Genomic DNA, 17,302 nt, shown 5'->3' with positions numbered 1-17,302 from the left:
CCCGCGCGCGGGGATCCGTACGGACGGGGCGGCGGTCACTCTGCTCAAAAAAGTGGCCGCCGCCCCGTCCGGGTGGCGCGCTGCCGCCGTCCCCACGAGGCAGCGCGAGCAGGTCGCCGTCCGGTCATCGTGAACGGCGGCCCACCGGTTCAGGGGGTCAGGGGTCCTGCGGGGCGATGCCCAGCGCGGGCAGCAGCGCCGCGTCGACGAACCTGACCAGGTAGTCGGCGTCCGCGTACCGCCCCTCCAGCACCAGCCGGATCCGCAGGACGCCCATCAGCTGCGCCGGCAGGAACTCCACGGCCGGGTGGTGCGCGGCGATCTCGCCCCGCGCCACGGCCCGCTCCACGATCGCGTCGAAGGCCGCCAGCTCGGGCTCCACCAGTGCCTCGCGCAGCGCACTCTGGAGCGCCTCGTCGCTGAGCACGGCGACGCCCAGTGCCTGGGTGAGCCGGGTGTCGCGACCGGAGGTGCCGGCCGCGATCCGGGCCGCCTCGCGCAGGTCGCCCGCCAGGGTCCCGGTGTCCACGCCCGCCAGGGTCCGCTCACCGCGGCTGGCGCGGCTCGCGCGCAGGGCGGCGGCGACGAGCTGGGGCTTGGTCTTCCACTGCCGGTAGAGCGTGGACTTCCCGCAGCAGGCCCGGGCGGCCACGCCCTCCATGGTGAGGGCCTCGTACCCGTGCTCGCGCAGCTGGTCCAGGACGACGTCGTAGAACTCCTGCTCGCGCTCCGGGGTGATCTTGGAGCGCCGCGCGGTGACCTGCGGCGTCGACGTCATGGGGTGCGGTTCTCCTCGCGGATTCCAGGGGCTGGTCCGTGCTCCGAGTGTAAGGCCATCGGAGCTTATCGGGACACCAGCGTATCGATACGCTCGTGTATCGATACACTGGCGTGTCGAACAGGAAACCGAAAGAAGTGAGACCGGGGGATGACCTCCACCGCGCACACCGCACCTGGCACGCCCGACCGGCCACCCGCCGGGAAGAGCGGCGCGCGCCGCCGGCTCATACGCGAGCTGCTGCTCGTCGTGGGCCTCTTCGCCGTCTACAAGGCCGGCCGGATGCTCTCGACGGACCGCACCGAAGAGGCCTTCCGCAACGCCGCCCGGGTGTGGGACGCCGAGCGCGCCCTGCACCTGCCCGGCGAGGGCGCCGTCCAGCGGCTGCTGCTCCACTCGGACGCCGTCGTCCACACCGCGAACACCTACTACGCGGCCGTGCACTTCCCGGCGACCGCCCTGTTCCTCGTCTGGCTGTACCTGCGCCGCCCCCGGCACTACCTGTGGACCCGCAGGGTGCTCGCCGTCCTCACCGGCGCCGCGCTCGTCCTGCACCTCACCTTCCCCCTCGCACCGCCGCGGATGCTCGACGCCGCGCGGCTGGTGGACACCGGGCAGGTCTACGGGCCCACCGTCTACCGGGCCGCCCCGGCCGCCGACACCATGGCCAACCAGTTCGCCGCCATGCCCTCGCTGCACTTCGGCTGGGCGCTGATGCTGGCCCTCGGGATGATCGCCGCGACCCGGTCCCGGTGGCGCGCCCTGTGGCTGCTGCACCCCCTCGTCACGCTGCTGGTGGTCGTGGGCACCGCCAACCACTACTGGGTCGACGCGATCGTGGCCACCCTGCTGCTGGGCGCGGCCCTCCTGCTGATCCCGCGCCCGCGCCCCGCCGGCCCGGCCCCCGCCGCGCCGACGGCGGGCGGCCTGCCGCGCCCCCGCCAGGCGGCGGAGTCCGACGCCGACCCGGCGGCCGTACGGGGTCCCGCCCCCGCCGCGGACCCGCCCGTACCCGGCTCCGCCTCCGGCGCGGCCCTGCCGGGCTCCCCCTCCGCGGGGGCCGGCCGGTGAACGCCACCGCGCTCGCCGTCGCGCTCTGCCTCGCCTCCGCCGTCACCTACGCCGCCGCCGCCGTCGCCCAGGAGCGCCTCGCCCGCCGGGCCGTCGCCCGCACCGCCGCGGCCCTGCTCGGCAACAGCGCCTGGTGGTGGGCGGCCGGGCTGAACGCCGCCGCAGCGCTGCTGCACGCCGCCGCGCTGCGCTACGGCCCGCTCACCCTGGTCCAGCCCCTCGGCGCGCTCACCCTGGTGGCCGCCGTCCCGCTGGGGGCGCGCGGGGCCGGCCGGCGGGTCGCCGCCACCGAGTGGCGGGGCACCCTGGCCACCGTCGCCGGGCTCGGCCTGCTGCTGCTCCCCGCCTCCGGCCCGGCCCCCGACGACACCCTCACCCTGGGCGAGGCCCTCACCGTCTCCGCGGCCACCGTCGCCGTGATCCTCCTGCTCACCGCGCGCAAGGACCCGCGCTCGGGGCTGCGCCACGCCACCGCCTCCGGGCTGGCCTCCGCCGTCGCCTCCGCCCTGACCCAGACCGTGGCCGTGGCGGGCGGCCGGGGCGGCGCCCTGCTCAGCGGCCGGGTGGTCACCGTGGCCCTGCTCGTGGTGGTCTTCGCCGTCGGCGGGATGCTGCTCTCGCAGCGGGCCTACCGGGGCGGCCTCGGCGCCCCGCTCGCCGTGGTCAACCTGGCCAACCCGCTCGCCGCGGCCGCCATCGGCATGGTCCTGCTCGGCGAACGCCTCCAGGGCGGGGCGCTGGGGATCCTGCTCGCCGCGGCCGGAGCGCTCGCGGCCACGCGCGGGGTGCTGCTGCTGACCCGTACCGCGCCCACCGCCCCGGCCGCCGACCGGGGCCCCGTACCGGCCGGCCAGCTGACGGCGTGACGGCCGCGGGCCCCGCGAGAACCGTTTCGCCGCCGTCGACGTCCTCCCAGGTGAGAGACGTACCCGACGAGCGGAGTGAACGGCATGGGCATCATCGGCTGGATCATCCTGGGCCTGCTGGCCGGAGGCATCGCCAAGGTCCTGCTCCCCGGCCGGGACCCCGGCGGCTTCATCGGCACCACCCTCATAGGCGTCGCCGGCGCCTTCATCGGCGGCTGGCTCTCCGCCACCTTCCTGGACCGCCCGATCCAGGCCCAGTTCTTCGACCTCGCCACCTGGGGCTCCGCCATCGCGGGCTCCCTCGTCCTGCTCATCGGCTACCGCCTCCTCTTCGGCAACTCCCGCGACTGAGCACCGCCGGCTCCCGTCCCGTCGAGCCCCTAGGCTGAGCCCGCACGGCGCGACGTACGAGATGCGAGGAGCCCCGAACCCCATGAGCGTCACCCCCGTCCCCACCGCCGACCTGTACGACGAACACGGCGACGGACTCGGCATCTGCGCCACCCAGTTCCGCCGGATCGGCGGCCGGCGGATGTACGCCGGGCCCGTGCGCACCGTGCGCTGCCACGAGGACAACGCCCTGCTGCGCGAACTCCTCCACACCCCCGGCGAAGGCGCCGTCCTCGTCGTGGACGGCGGCGGGTCGCTGCGCACCGCCCTGCTCGGCGACCTCATCGCCGGCGCGGCCGTACGCTCCGGCTGGGCCGGGGTGGTCGTCAACGGCGCGGTCCGCGACAGCGTCGCCCTCGGCGGCCTCGACCTCGGCGTCCAGGCGCTGGGCACCTGCCCCCGCAAGAGCGGCAAGACCGGCGAGGGCGCCGTCGACGAGCCCGTCACCATCGGCGGGGTCACCTTCCGACCGGGGGACACCGTGTACGTGGACGACGACGGGGTCGTGGTGCTGCCCGCCGGGCACTGACACCGTCGGTTTTCCGCCACCCCCGCACCACGGGCCCTGGCGGCGGCCGGGCGGGACGGGTTTCACTGCGGGCCCATGAGACGACACAGGATCATGGGCCTGCTCGGCGCGCTCACCCTCGCCGCCGGAGCCCTGGCCGGACCCGCGGCCGCCGCCGGGCCCACCCCGCCCGCCGAGTTCGGCACCGACTGGCACGACCCCCTCACCGCCGCCCCGCCCGTCGAGCACCCCGCGACCCGGTCCTGCCGGGTGACCCTGGCCGAGGCCCGGTTCCGCGACTTCACCCCCTACCGCGGGAACTACACCCCGCCCACCGGATGCGGCCGCTCCGACTGGGCCAAGGCCGTGCTGCGCCTCGACGGCACGGTCAAGGGACGCCAGTACGACCGCCTCGGCAACCTCACCCTCGGCGGCGTCGAGATCCTGCGCACCTCCACCCCGCAGCCCTCGCCCGACGGCATCGCCTGGTCCGTCGAGAAGGACGTCACCCACTACCGCGACGTCCTCAGCCGCCCGCAGCCCGTCGAGATGCTGATCGGCAACGTCGTCAACGACACCTACACCGGAGTCATCGACGTCAAGGTGACCCTGACCCTCTACGCCGCCGACCGGCACACCCCGGCCCCCGACACCCCCGACAAGGTCCTGCCCCTGACCACCCCCGCCGTCACCACCCCCCGCAACACCGAGCGGATCCTCGCCGAGGTGTACGCCACCGGCTCCGGCGGCGGCTGCGAGGAGTACTGGTACATGACCGTCCCCGAGGCGGCCCCCTACTCCTGCAAGGCCGCCGACGGCCCCTACCGCGAGGTCCGGATCTCCGTCGACGGACAGCTCGCCGGCCTCGCCGCGCCCTTCCCGACGGTGTGGACCGGCGGCTGGTCCAACCCCTTCCTCTGGTACGTCACCCCCGGCCCGCGCGCCTTCGACGTCCAGCCGGTCGTCTACGACCTCACCCCCTACGCCGCCCTGCTCAACGACGGCCGCCCGCACCGCGTCGAGGTCGGCGTCGCCGGAGTGCCGGCCGGTCAGGCCGGCTGGAGCACCCCGGCGAACCTGCTGCTCTGGCAGGACCACGGCCGCCAGGTCGTCACCGGAGCCCTGACCCGCCACGAGGAGGGCGCCCCCACCGGCTCCTCCCGGTGGACCCCCGCCGCCCCCGGCGGCGAACACCGCCTGGACACCGACGGCGGCCACCGGCTCACCGTCGCCGGGCACCTCGACACCTCCCACGGCCGGGTCACCACCACCGTCACCCGGGCCGTGTCCCACACCTCCGCGCACCGCTGGACCGACGGGGAGGACCGGGACGCCCTCACCGCCGCCTGGAGCGACGAGGAGAGCGTCACCCGGGGCGCCACCACCACCCGCACGGCCCGCGCGTACACGATGGACGGCGCGACCACCCTCGGCGCCGGGGACCGGCTGCGCACCGTCCTGTCCCTCGGCGACCTGGCCGACACCGTCACCCTGCGCGGCGGCCGCGAGAGCGGCCGCTCCCACCTGGACCACCGGTACACGGGCGACGCCTCGTACACGGCGAACGTCCCGCGCGACCAGCGGCACGCGGTCGCCGCCACCACCGAACGCTTCCGGCTGTACGGGGCGCAGACCGGCGGCGGCTGCTACGACCGTACGGTGTCCACCGCGCAGGGCACCGTGACGGAGGACCGCCTCCGCTGCTGACGGTGGTGCCCCCTACGATGTGCGCCCATGGACACGAGTGAGGCCGGCAGACGGCTGGTCGACGGCCGCTTCGAACTGATCGGCCCGCTGGGCGCCGGAGGCATGGGGACGGTGTGGCGCGCCCGCGACATCGCACTGCACCGCGAGGTCGCCCTCAAGGAGGTGCGCCCGCCGGACCCCGCCACCGCCGCCGCCCAGCCGGACCTCGCCGTCCAGCTGCGCGAACGGGCCGTGCGCGAGGCACGGGCCCTGGCCCGCCTCGCCCACCCGAACGTGGTGACGATCCACCACATCGTCGAGCCCGCGCCCGGGACGGACGGCCACCCGTGGATCGTCATGGAGCTGCTCAAGGGCGGCTCCCTGCACGACCGGCTGGCCGCCGGACCGATGGCGCTGGCGGACGTGGTGCGGCTCGGGCTCGACGTCCTGTCGGCGCTGCGGGCCGCACACGCCGAAGGGGTGCTCCACCGGGACGTGAAACCGGCCAACGTCCTGCTGCGGCCCGACGGGGCGGCCGTACTGACCGACTTCGGCATCGCCGCCCTGCACGGGTCGACCGCCCTCACCTCCACCGGGGTGCTGATCGGCTCGCCCGAGTACATCGCGCCCGAGCGGGTCCGGGGCGAGGAGGGGCTGGCGGCCTCCGACCTGTGGTCGCTCGGCATGATGCTGTACGTGGCCGCCGAGGGGACGCACCCGCTGCGCCGGGCCACCAGCCTGGCGACCGTGGTCGCCGTCCTCGACGAGCCGATCCCGGCGCCGGTGCGCTCCGGCCCGCTGGGGCCCGTACTGGAACGGCTGCTCGTACGGGATCCCGCGGCGCGGCCCGACGGCGCGGCGCTGGAAGCGCTGCTCCGGGGTGCGAGCACCGCTCTCGCCGGCGGCGCGTCGCCGGTCGCGGTGCCGGGCGCGGTCGCGGGCGCAGGGCAGTACGGGCCGCCGCCCACGGCGTCGGACGCCCGGCCCTTCACCCCCGGGGGCGGCTCCGCGTACGCGGTCACCGCGCCCGTCCCCCCGGCGCCCTCGCGGGGCCCCCGCGCCGCGCTGATCGGCGGCCTCCTCACGGTGGCCCTCGTCGGCGGCACGATCGGGATCGTCAAGGCACTGCCCGACGGCCGGTCCTCCGGCGCCGACGCGAAGGGCGGCTCCACCACCCCCGGCAGGACCGCCACCGCCGGCCGGACGCCCGGTACGGGGCAGTCGGCCACGCCGAAGCCCGGTACGGCCACGCCGAGGACCGGTCCCGCCCTCGTCGCGGCCAGGGGCAGTCTCCTCACGCCCGACCAGATCCGTACCGTGCTCGCCGCGTTCAAGCAGCAGACCGGCACCACCACCTTCGTGGAGATGACCGTCTACGAGGGGTACGTGCTGGCCTCCGTCCCCACCGCCCCCGGGGCCACGACCTACGACCGCTACGAATACCGCGACGGCCGGGCCTCCCGCACCGGCCCCGGCGGGACGGTCGAGGAGGACGAGCCGCTGATCGACATGGCGAGCGTGAACTGGGACGCCCTGCCCGGCCTCCTCGACCGGGCCCAGCAGGAACTGGGCGTGGCCAAGCCGACCTCCCGTTACGTCATCGTCGAGCCCTGGCTCTTCGACCAGAGCGCCTCCATGCGGCCCTACCTCAGCGACGAGTACGGGCGGGGCGGCTACGTGTACGCCGACACCCAGGGCAACGTGAAGAAGGTCTACCGCTCCTGACATCGTGTATCCGTACGCACGTACGGCAGACACGGTTCGAGGAGCACGGCCCACCATGCCCAGCTGGCGCAGCACCCTCACCCAGGCCGGGATATCCGCCCCCCGGCTGCGGGACGACTACACCCACGCGGCCCGCCGGGTCCTGCGCCGGGAAGCGGCCCCCTACGTCACCCTGCGCCTGCTGGCCGCCCCGCCGCTGGTGCCCTGGCTCGCGGCGGGCCTGGCCTTCATGAACCTGGTCGACGACGTGGCCGAGACCGGCACCCCGGGCCAACGGGCCGCCGGCCTCGCCGAGCTGGCCGGACGGGTGGAGACGGCCCTGGAGACCGGCGACAGCCCCGACCCGCTGCTGCGCGCGTACGCCCACGCCGTCCGAACCCGGGGCCTGCCGGCCCACTGGGTCGGCCGCTTCCTCGAAGGCGCCGCCACCGCCGAGGCCGGCTTCGACGGGTTCGCCGCCGAGGAGGACTTCCAGGCCTACCTCGACGCCTACGCCTGGCCCGGGGTGCTGGCCTTCACCGGCCTCCAGTACCAGGGCGGCCCCGACGCCCGGCAGGCCGCCGGCTGGCGCGCCTTCGTGGACGCCGCCCAGCGGGTCGACTTCCTCGCCGACCTCTCCGGGGACCTCGCCGACGGGCGGCTCTGCCTGCCGCGCTCCCGGCTCGCCGAGCACTCCGTCACCCGCGCCGACCTCGAGCAGGCCCGCGACACCCCGGCCGTCCGCGGCCTCCTCGCCGCCGAATGCCGGCGCGCCCGCACCGCCCTCGCCGCCGTCGACGGCATCCTCGACCTCACCGAACCCGGACTGCGCCCGGTGGTCGCCGCCATGACGGAGCTGATGGGACACCAGCTGGCCGCGGTGGAGAAGGCCGGTACCGGCGCCCTGCGCAAGGACGTCGGCTACGGCCTGGCCGCCCCCGTGGGCACCCTCGTCCGCGCGCTGCGGCGCCGCCGGGGCCGGCTCTGACGGTCCGGAAGGGGTGGAGGAGACTGGCGGGCAAAAGGATCAGACCCCGAGCCCGGAGCGTGCCCGATGCCGCAGATCACCGTCGACTTCTCCGCTTCCCTGTCCGACCGCTTCGACCGGCGCGGCTTCGCGCTCGCGCTGCACGCGCTGACCGCGGAGGCGGTCGATGTCTCCGTCGAGACCTGCAAGACCCGCTTCCGCCGGGTCGAGGAGACCTTCGTCGCCGACGGCGCGCCGGAACACGCCGTCGTGCACGTGGACCTGGCCCTGCTGCCGGGCCGGACCGAGGAGGTCAGGGCCCGGTTGAGCCGTGCCGTGCTCGACCTGGTCCGTGAGTACACGGACGCCGGGCCGGACGCGGTGGTGCACTGGTCCGTGGACGTGACCGAGCTGACCGAGGCCTACACCAAGTACGTCGGCGCGCAGGCCTCCACGGTCGGTCCGGCCGGTCCGGTCGGTCCGGTCAGTACGGGCCGTTGACGTTGTCGATCGAGCCGTAGCGGGCGGCGGCGTAGTTGCAGGCCGCAGTGATGTTCGCGACCGGGTCGTAGGAGTCCGTGGACGTGCCGGGCACGTGGTAGGCGCGGAAGGTCGGGTCGATGACCTGGAGCAGCCCCTTGGAGGGGATGCCGTTCTGGGCGTTGATGTCCCAGTTGTTGATGGCGAGGGGGTTGCCCGAGGACTCCCGCATCACGTTGCGGTGAATTCCGTTGTAGCTGCCGGGGATTCCGTGCTTCGCCATGACGTCCAGCGACTGTCGGATCCAGCCGTCGAGGTTGTTCGCGTACGTGGTCGCCGGTTTGGCGGCGGGCTTCGCGGCAACGGCCTTCGCCTTCGCCGCGGCCGCCTTCGCCGCCGCGCCGATGCTCAGCCTGAGCCCGGGGCGGATCACCGAGGGGTCGGCGCCGATGGCGGTGCGGTTGGCCGCGTAGAGCGCCTGCCAGCCGCCGCTCACGGAATGCTCGGCCGCGATCTTCGAAAGGGTGTCGCCGCCGACCACGGAATAGGTGACCGGGAGGGCCGCCTTTTCCACGGCCGCCTTCTCCACGCCAGCCTTCTCCACCGCGGTCTGCTCCACGGCGGCCTTGGCGACGGACGCCGGGGCCGGCTGCGCGCCGGCCGTGGTCGCGCTGATCAGCGGGAGGGCGAGGGCCGCTCCACCCGTGCCGGCGACGGCCAGCTTGCGGGCGATCCGGTGCTGCTTCGGCCGACGGTGCTTACCCAGTCCGGGCATGGCGCTGTTCCTCACGTGCGGGTACGGGAGAGCCCCGGCGGCGGCCGGATTCGGCATTCGGCCGCCGGGAATGAGGGTGACCGTAGGCGAGTGCGCCGGGCGGGAACAAGACACGAATTACCACCGGAGATCGACTTCCCGCCCGTCGCCCGGTAAATGACCATGAGGGGTAGATCCGGAAAAGGCCGATTTCCTTTCCGGGAAAAGGGAATCAGCCGTTCCGGGTGAATTGATGTTGACCGGGGCCGCGTGACTCACATCACGGGAGCGGCGGGTTTAGGGCCCCCTCGCGCAATACGGCCAATTCGCGCCCCGATGCTGCCGATTCGGGCGACCGGTACGAGAGTGCCGAATCGCGCATAACGGGCATTCCTGTCGGTGTGGCCCCCGCGCCTCAGAGCGCGGCCAGCTCCGCCAGGGCGGCCTCCACCGCCGGCCGGGACGCGGGCAGCATGGGCAGGCGTACGTCAGGGGTGGGGATCCGGCCCTGCGCGTGCAGCACGCCCTTGGTCACCGCCGGGTTCGGCTCCGCGAAGGCCGCCGCCGAGAGCCTCGCCAGCGCGTGCCCCAGCGCCCGGGCGTTCTCGACCTCGCCGGCCCGCCAGGCCTCCGCGAGCTCCACGAACCGCTCCGTCGCCAGATGGGCCGAGGCCAGGACGGCGCCCGTCGCGCCGAGCGCCAGCATCGGCGACACGTACGCGTCGTCCCCGGCCAGCACGGAGAAACCGTCCGGCAGCTCACCCAGCAGCGCCACCGTCTCCCCGTCGATCCCGCCGGCCGCGTACTTGACCCCGGCCACCCCGGCGAGCGAGCCCAGCGCCCGCAGCGCGGCCGCGTCCAGCGGCTGCCCAGTCCGGTACGGGATGTGATAGATAATCAGCGGCAGCGGGCTCACCTCCGCCAGCCTCGTGAAATGCGCCAGCACGCCCGCGGCCGAGGGCCGTACGAACGACGGTACAGTCACCAGCGCCGCCCGGGCCTGCGGCCACCGCGCCAGCCGGGCCAGGGCCGCCTCGCTCGCCCGCGTCCCGCTCGCCCCCGCCCCCACCGTGAGCAGCGCGCCCCGCTCCCCGCAGACCCGGGCGCAGACCTCGGTGACCAGGTCGCGCTCCTCCTCCTCGAGGGTGGCCGCCTCGGCCGTGGTGCCGAGGGCCGCGATCCCGGCGGCGCCCGCGTCGAGCACCTCGTGGGCGAGGGCCTCCAGCGCCTCGGCGGCGACGTCCCCGCCGCGTGTGAAGGGGGTGACGAGCGGGACGTGGATCCCGCCGAGGTCGATAAGCGGTGTTTCAGTCGATTGAGCGGTTTGTGTCGTTTCCTGTCGCATGCACATGATCTTCGCCCGGACCGAGCGCCGAATCCAGTTCGCGTTTCTTACCCCATCCGTAAGCTGAGCCGATGCTCGACGTACGCCGCCTGCGGCTCCTGCGTGAACTCGCCCGCCGCGGCACCATCGCCGCCGTGGCCGAGGCCCTCGCCTTCAGCCCCTCCGCCGTCTCCCAGCAGCTCGCCGTCCTCGAACGCGAAGCCGGCCTGCCCCTGCTGGAACGCACCGGCCGCCGGGTCCGCCTGACCCCCGCCGCGCAGAACCTCGTCGGGCACGCCGAGGCCGTCCTGGAACGCCTCGAACAGGCCGACGCCGACCTCGCGGAGGCCCGCAGCGGCCTCGCCGGCGTGCTGCGCGTCGGCTCCTTCCCCACCGCCACCCGGGCCATCGTCCCGGCGGCCCTGGTCCGGCTGGCCCGGCGCCACCCGGCCCTGGAGCCGATGGTCTGCGAGACCGACCCGGCGGCGGTCGCGCACGCGCTGCGGGCCGGGGACCTGGACGTGGCCCTGATCCACGAGTACGACTTCGTCCCCGCCCCGCCGGAGCCCGGGCTGGCCACCCGCCCGCTGTACGGGGAGGCGATGTACCTGGCCGCCCCCGCGGACGCGCCGCGGGAGACCGGCCCCGACCAGGGCGCGGTCCTGCGTACCCACCAGGACACCCCCTGGATCACCGCCACCCCCGGCACCCTCTGCCACGCCATGACCGTACGGGCCTGCCAGGCGGCCGGGTTCACCCCCCGGATCCGGCACCAGGTCGACGAGTTCGACACCGTCCTCGCGCTGGTCGCGGCCGGGCAGGGGGTGGCCGTCGTACCCCAGCTGGGGGTGACGCGGACCCCGGACCCCGGCATCGCCCTCACCCGCCTGCACATGGAACGCCGCACCAAGGTGGCCTTCCGCAGCGGGGCCGCCGCCCACCCCGCCGTGGCGGCCTTCGCCGCGGCGCTGCGCGCGGCCGTACCGCCGGATCTGGCCGGAACCGGTGCCGGGGGGTGACACAAGTACCCGCACAACTCCCTTACCGGGCGGCGCCCGTGTACGTTCGATGATCCAGACCGATCCGAACAGAGCGGGGTACGACGTGACACATCGCGTACGAGGGGTCATCGCGCGGAGCAAGGGCGCACCGGTGGAGACGACCACGATCCTCGTGCCCGACCCGGGACCCGGCGAAGCCCTCGTCAAGGTCCAGGCCTGCGGGGTCTGTCATACCGACCTGCACTACCGCGAGGGCGGCATCAACGACGAGTTCCCCTTCCTCCTCGGCCACGAGGCCGCCGGGATCGTCGAGTCCGTCGGCCCCGACGTCACCTCCGTCGCCCCCGGCGACTTCGTGGTCCTCAACTGGCGTGCGGTGTGCGGAACCTGCCGGGCCTGCCGGCGCGGGCGCCCCTGGTACTGCTTCGCCACGCACAACGCCACCCAGCCCATGACCCTGGAGGACGGGACCCCGCTCTCCCCGGCCCTGGGCATCGGGGCCTTCGCCGAGAAGACCCTGGTCGCCGCCGGACAGTGCACCAAGGTGGACCCGGCCGCCTCGCCCGCCGCCGCCGGACTGCTGGGCTGCGGGGTGATGGCGGGCCTCGGCGCGGCCCTGAACACCGGGAACGTCGGGCGCGGCGACTCGGTGGCCGTCATCGGCTGCGGGGGAGTCGGCAACGCGGCCGTCGCGGGAGCCCGGCTGGCGGGAGCCTCGCGGATCATCGCGGTGGACCTGGACGACCGGAAGCTGGAGTGGGCGCGCGGACTCGGCGCCACCCACACCGTCAACGGGCGAACGCAGGACGTGGTCAAGGCCGTCCAGGAGCTGACCGGCGGGAACGGCGCGGACGTGGTCATCGAGGCCGTCGGCCGCCCCGAGACCTACCGGCAGGCCTTCTACGCCCGCGACCTGGCCGGCACCGTGGTCCTGGTCGGCGTACCGACACCGGAGATGAAGCTCGAACTCCCGCTCCTGGACGTCTTCGGGCGCGGCGGCGCGCTGAAGTCCTCCTGGTACGGGGACTGCCTGCCCGAGCGCGACTTCCCGCTCCTGATCGACCTCTACCTCCAGGGCCGGCTCGACCTGGACGCCTTCGTCTCCGAGACCATCCCGCTCGACGGGGTCGAGGACGCCTTCGCCCGGATGGAACGCGGCGAGGTGCTCCGCTCGGTCGTCGAGTTCTGAGCCTGTGCCCCGACCGGCCCGGGCCACCGCGGAGCCCGGGCCGCCCGGGGCGGGAGGGACGGTCACAGCACTAGACTCGGCCGGGACGTCAGCCCCGGCCCCGTCCCCCGCCGCGATCCGGCGAAGGCGCGGGGGAGGGGATCCGTACCCAGACCCCAGGGGCCGTCCGTGACCCTCCAGCGCAGCTACCGCCAGCCCGGTGTGGTCCTGACCGACCACCACTTCACCGTGCCGCTCGACCACGACCGCCCCGACGGGGAGCGCATCGAGCTGTACGCGCGCGAGGCCGTGGCGAGCGGCAAGGACCCGGAGCGGCTGCCCTGGCTGCTGTACCTGGAGGGCGGCCCCGGCTTCGGGGCGCGGCGGTTCACCGGACGGCAGGCCTGGCTGGAACGGGCCCTCACCGAGTACCGGGTGCTGCTCCTCGACCAGCGCGGGACCGGCCGCTCCACCCCCGCCAACCGGCAGACCCTGCCGCTGCGCGGAACCCCCGCCGAACAGGCCGCGTACCTCACCCACTTCCGCGCCGACTCCATCGTGCGCGACGCCGAGGCCATCCGCCCCGCCCTGACCGGCGGCGCCCCCTGGACCGTGCTCGGCCAGAGCTTCGGCGGGTTCTGCGCCACCCACTACCTCTCCACCGCGCCCCAGGGCCTGACCGCCGCCCTGATCACCGGCGGGCTGCCCTCCCTCGACGCCACCGCGGTGGAGGTGTACGAGGCCGCGTACGTCCGTATCGAGCGCAAGAACCTCGCCCACTACGCCCGCTACCCGATGGACGTCGAGCGCGCCCGCCGCATCGCCGCCCACCTCGCCGAGCGGCCCGCCGAACTCCCGGGCGGCTACCGGCTCACCGCCGAGGCCTTCCAGTCCCTCGGCCTGCTCCTCGGCTCCGGCGACGGCAGCCACGAGCTGCACTACCTCCTGGAGGACGCCTTCGTCCCCACCGCCGCCGGACCCGCTCTCGGCGACGCCTTCCTGGAGAACGTCCACGCCCGGCTCTCCTTCGCGGGACACCCCCTCTACGCCCTGCTCCACGAGGCGATCTACGCCCAGGACCCGGCGGCCCCCACCGCCTGGGCCGCCGAACGGGTCCGCGCCGCCCACCCGCGCTTCGACGCCGCCAAGACCCTGACGGGCGACGAGCCCCTCCTCTTCACCGGCGAGACCATCCACCCCTGGCACTTCACCGCCGACCCGGCCCTCGCCCCGCTGCGCGAGACCGCCGAGCTACTGGCCGCCCGGACCGGCTGGCAGCCGCTCTACGACCCGGCGCGGCTCGCCGCCAACGAGGTACCGGTGGCCGCCGCCGTCTACCACGACGACATGTACGTGGACACCGCGCACTCCCTGGACACGGCCCGCACCATCCGGGGCCTGCGGACCTGGGTGACGGACGAGTTCGAGCACGACGGCGTCCGCGCCGGCGGCCCCCGCGTCCTCGACCGGCTCCTGACCCTGGTCAACGACCACTGAACCGGGGCGCATTCGCCTATTGTGCGGCGTATGACCGAACGAGCCGAGCAGCAGGCGCCCTTGCAGCCCATGCCCACCGACTGGCAGCGTGCCCTCGCGGTGGTGGCCCACCCCGACGACCTGGAGTACGGCTGCGCCGCGGCCATCGCCGACTGGACCGACGGCGGCCGCGAGGTCGTCTACGTCCTCGCCACGCGCGGCGAGGCGGGCATCGACACCATCGCCCCGCAGGAGTGCGCCCCGCTGCGCGAGGTCGAGCAGCGCGCGAGCGCGGCGGTCGTCGGGGTCTCCACCGTGGAGTTCCTCGACCACCGCGACGGGGTCATCGAGTACGGCCTCCCCCTGCGCCGGGACATCGCGGCGGCCATCCGGCGCCACCGCCCCGAGCTGGTGATCACCCTCAACCACCGTGAGACCTGGGGCGGAGCGGGCGGTGGCGGCTACTGGAACACCCCCGACCACCAGGCCGTCGGCCGGGCCACCCTGGACGCCGCCGGCGACGCGGGAAACCGCTGGATCTTCCCCGAGCTCATCTCCGAGCAGGGCCTGGAGCCGTGGAACGGGGTGCGCTGGGTCGCGGTGGCGGGCACCTCCACGCCCACCCACGCGGCCGACGCCGGCCCCGGCCTGGAGCGTTCCGTGAAGTCCCTGCTGGAGCACAAGGCGTACATCGAGGTGCTGACCGACCAGGACCCCGAGGAGTACGTACGGAACTTCCTGACCGGCAACGTCCAGCAGGCGGCGGCCCGGTTCGGCGGCCGTCCGGCGGTGCCGTTCGAGGTCTTCCCCCGCTGACCGGCGCCGGCCAACGGCCGCTATCATCGGGGTTGTTCTCCTCTGGGGAATCTGCTGGCCGACGGGGTTTGCTCGCCGCCCTCGGGCGGGGTCTTCGGACCGGGCCCCGTCGGCCGTCCCCGTTTCAGTCGTGGGGTGTGGTCTCCTCCGGTGTCGTGGTCAGGTCGATCGTCCGGCCGTCGGGGTCGGTCGCGGTACGCCGGCCGGCGGCTTCACCGGCGGCCGCCGGGACGGCGAGGCCGAGGCGCAGGTAGCCGGTCGCCGGCCGTGCCCCGGCGGGGTAGAGCTCCAGCACCGCGCCGTCGGCCAGGGTCGCGGCGTAGTGGGCCGGCCCCTTGCCGTGCTGCTCGGGCACCAGGGTCAGGCCGAGGCCGCTGTAGAAGGAGCGGCAGGCTTCGAGCTGTTCCGTGTAGATCACGGCGAGTGTGATGATCATGACGCGACCCTACGCGGGACGCGCAGCACGGGCAGCAGTTCGCGGCGGGCCGTGCCCGGGTGGAGCCGGAGCCCGAAGTGCCGGGCGACCGCCGGCACGAGCCCCGGGTCCCTGCCCGCCACCCGGCCGTCCGGGCGCAGCAGGCCGGCGGCGGTCAGTTCCGCGTCGAGCAGCCCCGGCTCGGCCCCGCCGCGCTCCAGCAGACCCTCGGGGTCGTACGGGGCCTGTGCGGGAGTCGTCAGCGACCAGACGACCCGGCCCTCCCGGTCGGCGTAACGGCACTGGACGGGGTCGGACGGCGACTCCCGCCACAGCACGACCCCGGGGAGCGGGCTCCCGTCCGCCGCCACCAGGTTCGTACCGGTCTCCACGGCGAAGCTCCACCCGTCTTCCGCGGCCCCGACGTGCAGGACGCCCCGGCGGTCCGGCTCCGCGTAGCCGGAGTGCCAGGGCGGTGCGAAGCCGACCGAAGGCGGCCGCAGGGACTCCGGATCCGCGCCGAGCCGCAGCGCCAGCTCGCGCGGGTGCGTGTCACGGACGAAGCCGATGCGGACGGCCGTGGCGCCCGCCCCGGGCTCCAGCAGCGGGCCGGGGTCCCGCGGGCCCGCCTCGGCGGGCCCCGCCGGCACCGGTGTCCCCGGGCGCGGGGTCGCCATGATCCGCCGCGCCCGCTCCGGCGTGACCAGGGGTCTCAGGAAGGGGTCCGCCATCAGCTCGACCGGCAGTACATGGCTGTCGCCGACCGGCCGCCAGGCGGGCAGCGCCTCCTCGGCCAGCACCCGCCAGGCCCCCTCCGGGTCCCCCCACCGCGCGAGCTCCCGGGCCCGCTCGAGGGCCTCGCCCGCCCAGGCCCGGTGGACGCCGTCCCGGTAGCGCTGCCGGTACTCGTCGAGTTCCTGGTCCTCGGGCCTGTACGGCCGGGTGTCCCCCTCGGCGATCACCGCGAGCACGGGCAGGACGGCGTGCCCCCGCAGCGGGTCCTCCTGTGCGAGCTCGGCCCGGGCGTCCGGCAGCATGTAGTGCTCCCCGCGCAGAGCCCGCATCTGGAACAGGAGCACGCCCGCCGGCCCGTACCTGAACCCGTGGGCGTCCTCCAGCTCCCGCTCGGCCTCGGCGACCCGCCCCGCCAGCAGGTCCGCCCGGGCCTGCTCCACCTGGGCGGCCAGGCGCCGCCGCGTCTCGCCCTCGGGCTTGCGCAGGGCGTGGAAGCTCTGGAACTCCGCGTACATCAGGTGGGCGAAGGACTCGTGCCGCTCAGGCCCGTTCCCGCTCCAGCTGGAGTACCGGTACGCCGCCCACTCGCCGTCGGCGCTGACGTCACCGGGGTCGAGGAGGAGCCAGGTCTGATCCCCCTCCAGGGAGATCTGGACGGCCCGCTTCCACCGCTCGGACTCGTACGGCTCCTCCTCGTCCGAGTCGTCCTCATCGTCGTCATCGTCCTCGTCATCGTCCTCGTCCAGATCCTCCTCTTCCCACTCGTTGAGGCTCTCGTACAGGAACTCCGACAGCTCCCGCAGCAGCCCCACCCGCTCCGCCGGGGCGAGGAGCTCCACGAACTCCCCGGCCCAGCGCCAGCCGTCGGTGACCTCCAGGAACGAGCGGTAGGAGGGAGGCAGCGCCGCGCCCAGCCGGGCTTCGAGCGCGGCGATCCGCTCCGCCGGGGCAGGGTCGAAACCCAGCCAGCCCAGGGGCTGTTCCGAGGGGTCCTCGGCCTGCCGCGCCGCGCCGCGCTCGGCGCTCCAGGTGCGCAGGAAGGGTTCCCAGTCGTAGATCCTCATGTCCTGATCCTGCCTCAGGCCACTGACAATGCCCTCGCGGCCCTCGACGCCGGCCGGAGCGAAGGGTTCCCAAAGGGGCAAGCGACCGCTTAGTATGCC

At 74.7% G+C, this 17,302-nt stretch carries 17 protein-coding genes; 12 read left to right on the top strand and 5 right to left on the bottom strand.

The window, feature by feature from the left end:
* Positions 1-157: 157 nt before the first annotated feature.
* Positions 158-778, bottom strand: a complete 621-nt coding sequence (locus OOK34_RS30540; protein WP_267037401.1) for a TetR/AcrR family transcriptional regulator — start codon at positions 776-778, stop codon at positions 158-160.
* Positions 779-928: 150 nt separating this feature from the next.
* Here OOK34_RS30540 and OOK34_RS30535 point away from each other — a divergent pair, with 150 nt between their 5' ends.
* The 8 genes from OOK34_RS30535 (at position 929) to OOK34_RS30500 (ending at position 8,471) form a co-directional block, all read left to right on the top strand.
* On the top strand, positions 929-1,849 hold the full coding sequence (locus OOK34_RS30535; RefSeq protein WP_267037400.1) for a phosphatase PAP2 family protein: 921 nt from the start codon (positions 929-931) through the stop codon (positions 1,847-1,849).
* On the top strand, positions 1,846-2,715 hold the full coding sequence (locus tag OOK34_RS30530) for a hypothetical protein (protein ID WP_267037399.1): 870 nt from the start codon (positions 1,846-1,848) through the stop codon (positions 2,713-2,715). The genes OOK34_RS30535 and OOK34_RS30530 overlap by 4 nt, the downstream gene beginning before the upstream one ends.
* Before the next feature lie 84 nt (positions 2,716-2,799).
* Positions 2,800-3,066: a GlsB/YeaQ/YmgE family stress response membrane protein gene (locus OOK34_RS30525; protein WP_267037398.1), complete on the top strand. Its 267-nt coding sequence runs from the start codon at positions 2,800-2,802 to the stop codon at positions 3,064-3,066.
* Positions 3,067-3,148: 82 nt separating this feature from the next.
* Positions 3,149-3,634, top strand: a complete 486-nt coding sequence (gene rraA, locus OOK34_RS30520) for a ribonuclease E activity regulator RraA (protein ID WP_267037397.1) — start codon at positions 3,149-3,151, stop codon at positions 3,632-3,634.
* 75 nt (positions 3,635-3,709) lie between these two features.
* Positions 3,710-5,320, top strand: a complete 1,611-nt coding sequence (locus OOK34_RS30515) for a peptide-N4-asparagine amidase (protein WP_267037396.1) — start codon at positions 3,710-3,712, stop codon at positions 5,318-5,320.
* A 27-nt stretch (positions 5,321-5,347) separates the two neighbouring features.
* Positions 5,348-7,024: a serine/threonine-protein kinase gene (locus OOK34_RS30510; protein WP_267037395.1), complete on the top strand. Its 1,677-nt coding sequence runs from the start codon at positions 5,348-5,350 to the stop codon at positions 7,022-7,024.
* A gap of 55 nt (positions 7,025-7,079) precedes the next feature.
* On the top strand, positions 7,080-7,991 hold the full coding sequence (locus OOK34_RS30505) for a squalene/phytoene synthase family protein (protein WP_267037394.1): 912 nt from the start codon (positions 7,080-7,082) through the stop codon (positions 7,989-7,991).
* A gap of 66 nt (positions 7,992-8,057) precedes the next feature.
* A complete protein-coding gene (locus OOK34_RS30500; protein WP_267037393.1) occupies positions 8,058-8,471 on the top strand; it encodes a 5-carboxymethyl-2-hydroxymuconate Delta-isomerase in 414 nt (137 codons plus the stop codon).
* On the opposite strand, the gene OOK34_RS30495 is transcribed toward OOK34_RS30500, so the two are convergent.
* The gene (locus OOK34_RS30495; RefSeq protein ID WP_267037392.1) at positions 8,455-9,225 is read right to left on the bottom strand and encodes a LysM peptidoglycan-binding domain-containing protein; all 771 of its coding nucleotides are present in this window, start codon (positions 9,223-9,225) and stop codon (positions 8,455-8,457) included. The genes OOK34_RS30500 and OOK34_RS30495 overlap by 17 nt on opposite strands.
* Before the next feature lie 394 nt (positions 9,226-9,619).
* Positions 9,620-10,549 carry a dihydrodipicolinate synthase family protein gene (locus tag OOK34_RS30490; RefSeq protein WP_267037391.1) on the bottom strand — a complete coding sequence of 310 codons (930 nt, stop codon included), beginning with the start codon at positions 10,547-10,549 and terminating at the stop codon, positions 9,620-9,622.
* Between the two features lie 71 nt (positions 10,550-10,620).
* Between OOK34_RS30490 and OOK34_RS30485 the strand changes: the two genes are divergently transcribed.
* From OOK34_RS30485 to OOK34_RS30470, 4 genes are all read left to right on the top strand, one after another.
* Complete coding sequence (locus OOK34_RS30485) at positions 10,621-11,547, top strand: LysR family transcriptional regulator (RefSeq protein ID WP_267037390.1); 927 nt, start codon at positions 10,621-10,623, stop codon at positions 11,545-11,547.
* Positions 11,548-11,632: 85 nt separating this feature from the next.
* The gene (locus tag OOK34_RS30480) at positions 11,633-12,718 is read left to right on the top strand and encodes an S-(hydroxymethyl)mycothiol dehydrogenase (RefSeq protein ID WP_267037389.1); all 1,086 of its coding nucleotides are present in this window, start codon (positions 11,633-11,635) and stop codon (positions 12,716-12,718) included.
* Positions 12,719-12,886: 168 nt separating this feature from the next.
* Entirely contained in the window at positions 12,887-14,194 is a 1,308-nt protein-coding gene (locus OOK34_RS30475) for an alpha/beta fold hydrolase (RefSeq protein WP_267037388.1), read from the top strand.
* 30 nt (positions 14,195-14,224) lie between these two features.
* Entirely contained in the window at positions 14,225-14,989 is a 765-nt protein-coding gene (locus tag OOK34_RS30470; protein WP_267037387.1) for a PIG-L deacetylase family protein, read from the top strand.
* Between the two features lie 124 nt (positions 14,990-15,113).
* On the opposite strand, the gene OOK34_RS30465 is transcribed toward OOK34_RS30470, so the two are convergent.
* Both OOK34_RS30465 and OOK34_RS30460 read right to left on the bottom strand, forming a co-directional pair.
* Positions 15,114-15,425, bottom strand: a complete 312-nt coding sequence (locus OOK34_RS30465; RefSeq protein WP_267037386.1) for a VOC family protein — start codon at positions 15,423-15,425, stop codon at positions 15,114-15,116.
* Entirely contained in the window at positions 15,422-17,203 is a 1,782-nt protein-coding gene (locus OOK34_RS30460) for an SMI1/KNR4 family protein (RefSeq protein WP_267037385.1), read from the bottom strand. The genes OOK34_RS30465 and OOK34_RS30460 overlap by 4 nt, the downstream gene beginning before the upstream one ends.
* Between the last annotated feature and the right edge of the window lie 99 nt (positions 17,204-17,302).

The organism is Streptomyces sp. NBC_00091 (genome assembly GCF_026343185.1).
In the GTDB taxonomy this organism is placed as follows: domain Bacteria; phylum Actinomycetota; class Actinomycetes; order Streptomycetales; family Streptomycetaceae; genus Streptomyces.
Note: the sequence above shows the minus strand (reverse complement) of the source record. Positions and strands in the feature narration are given on the sequence as shown.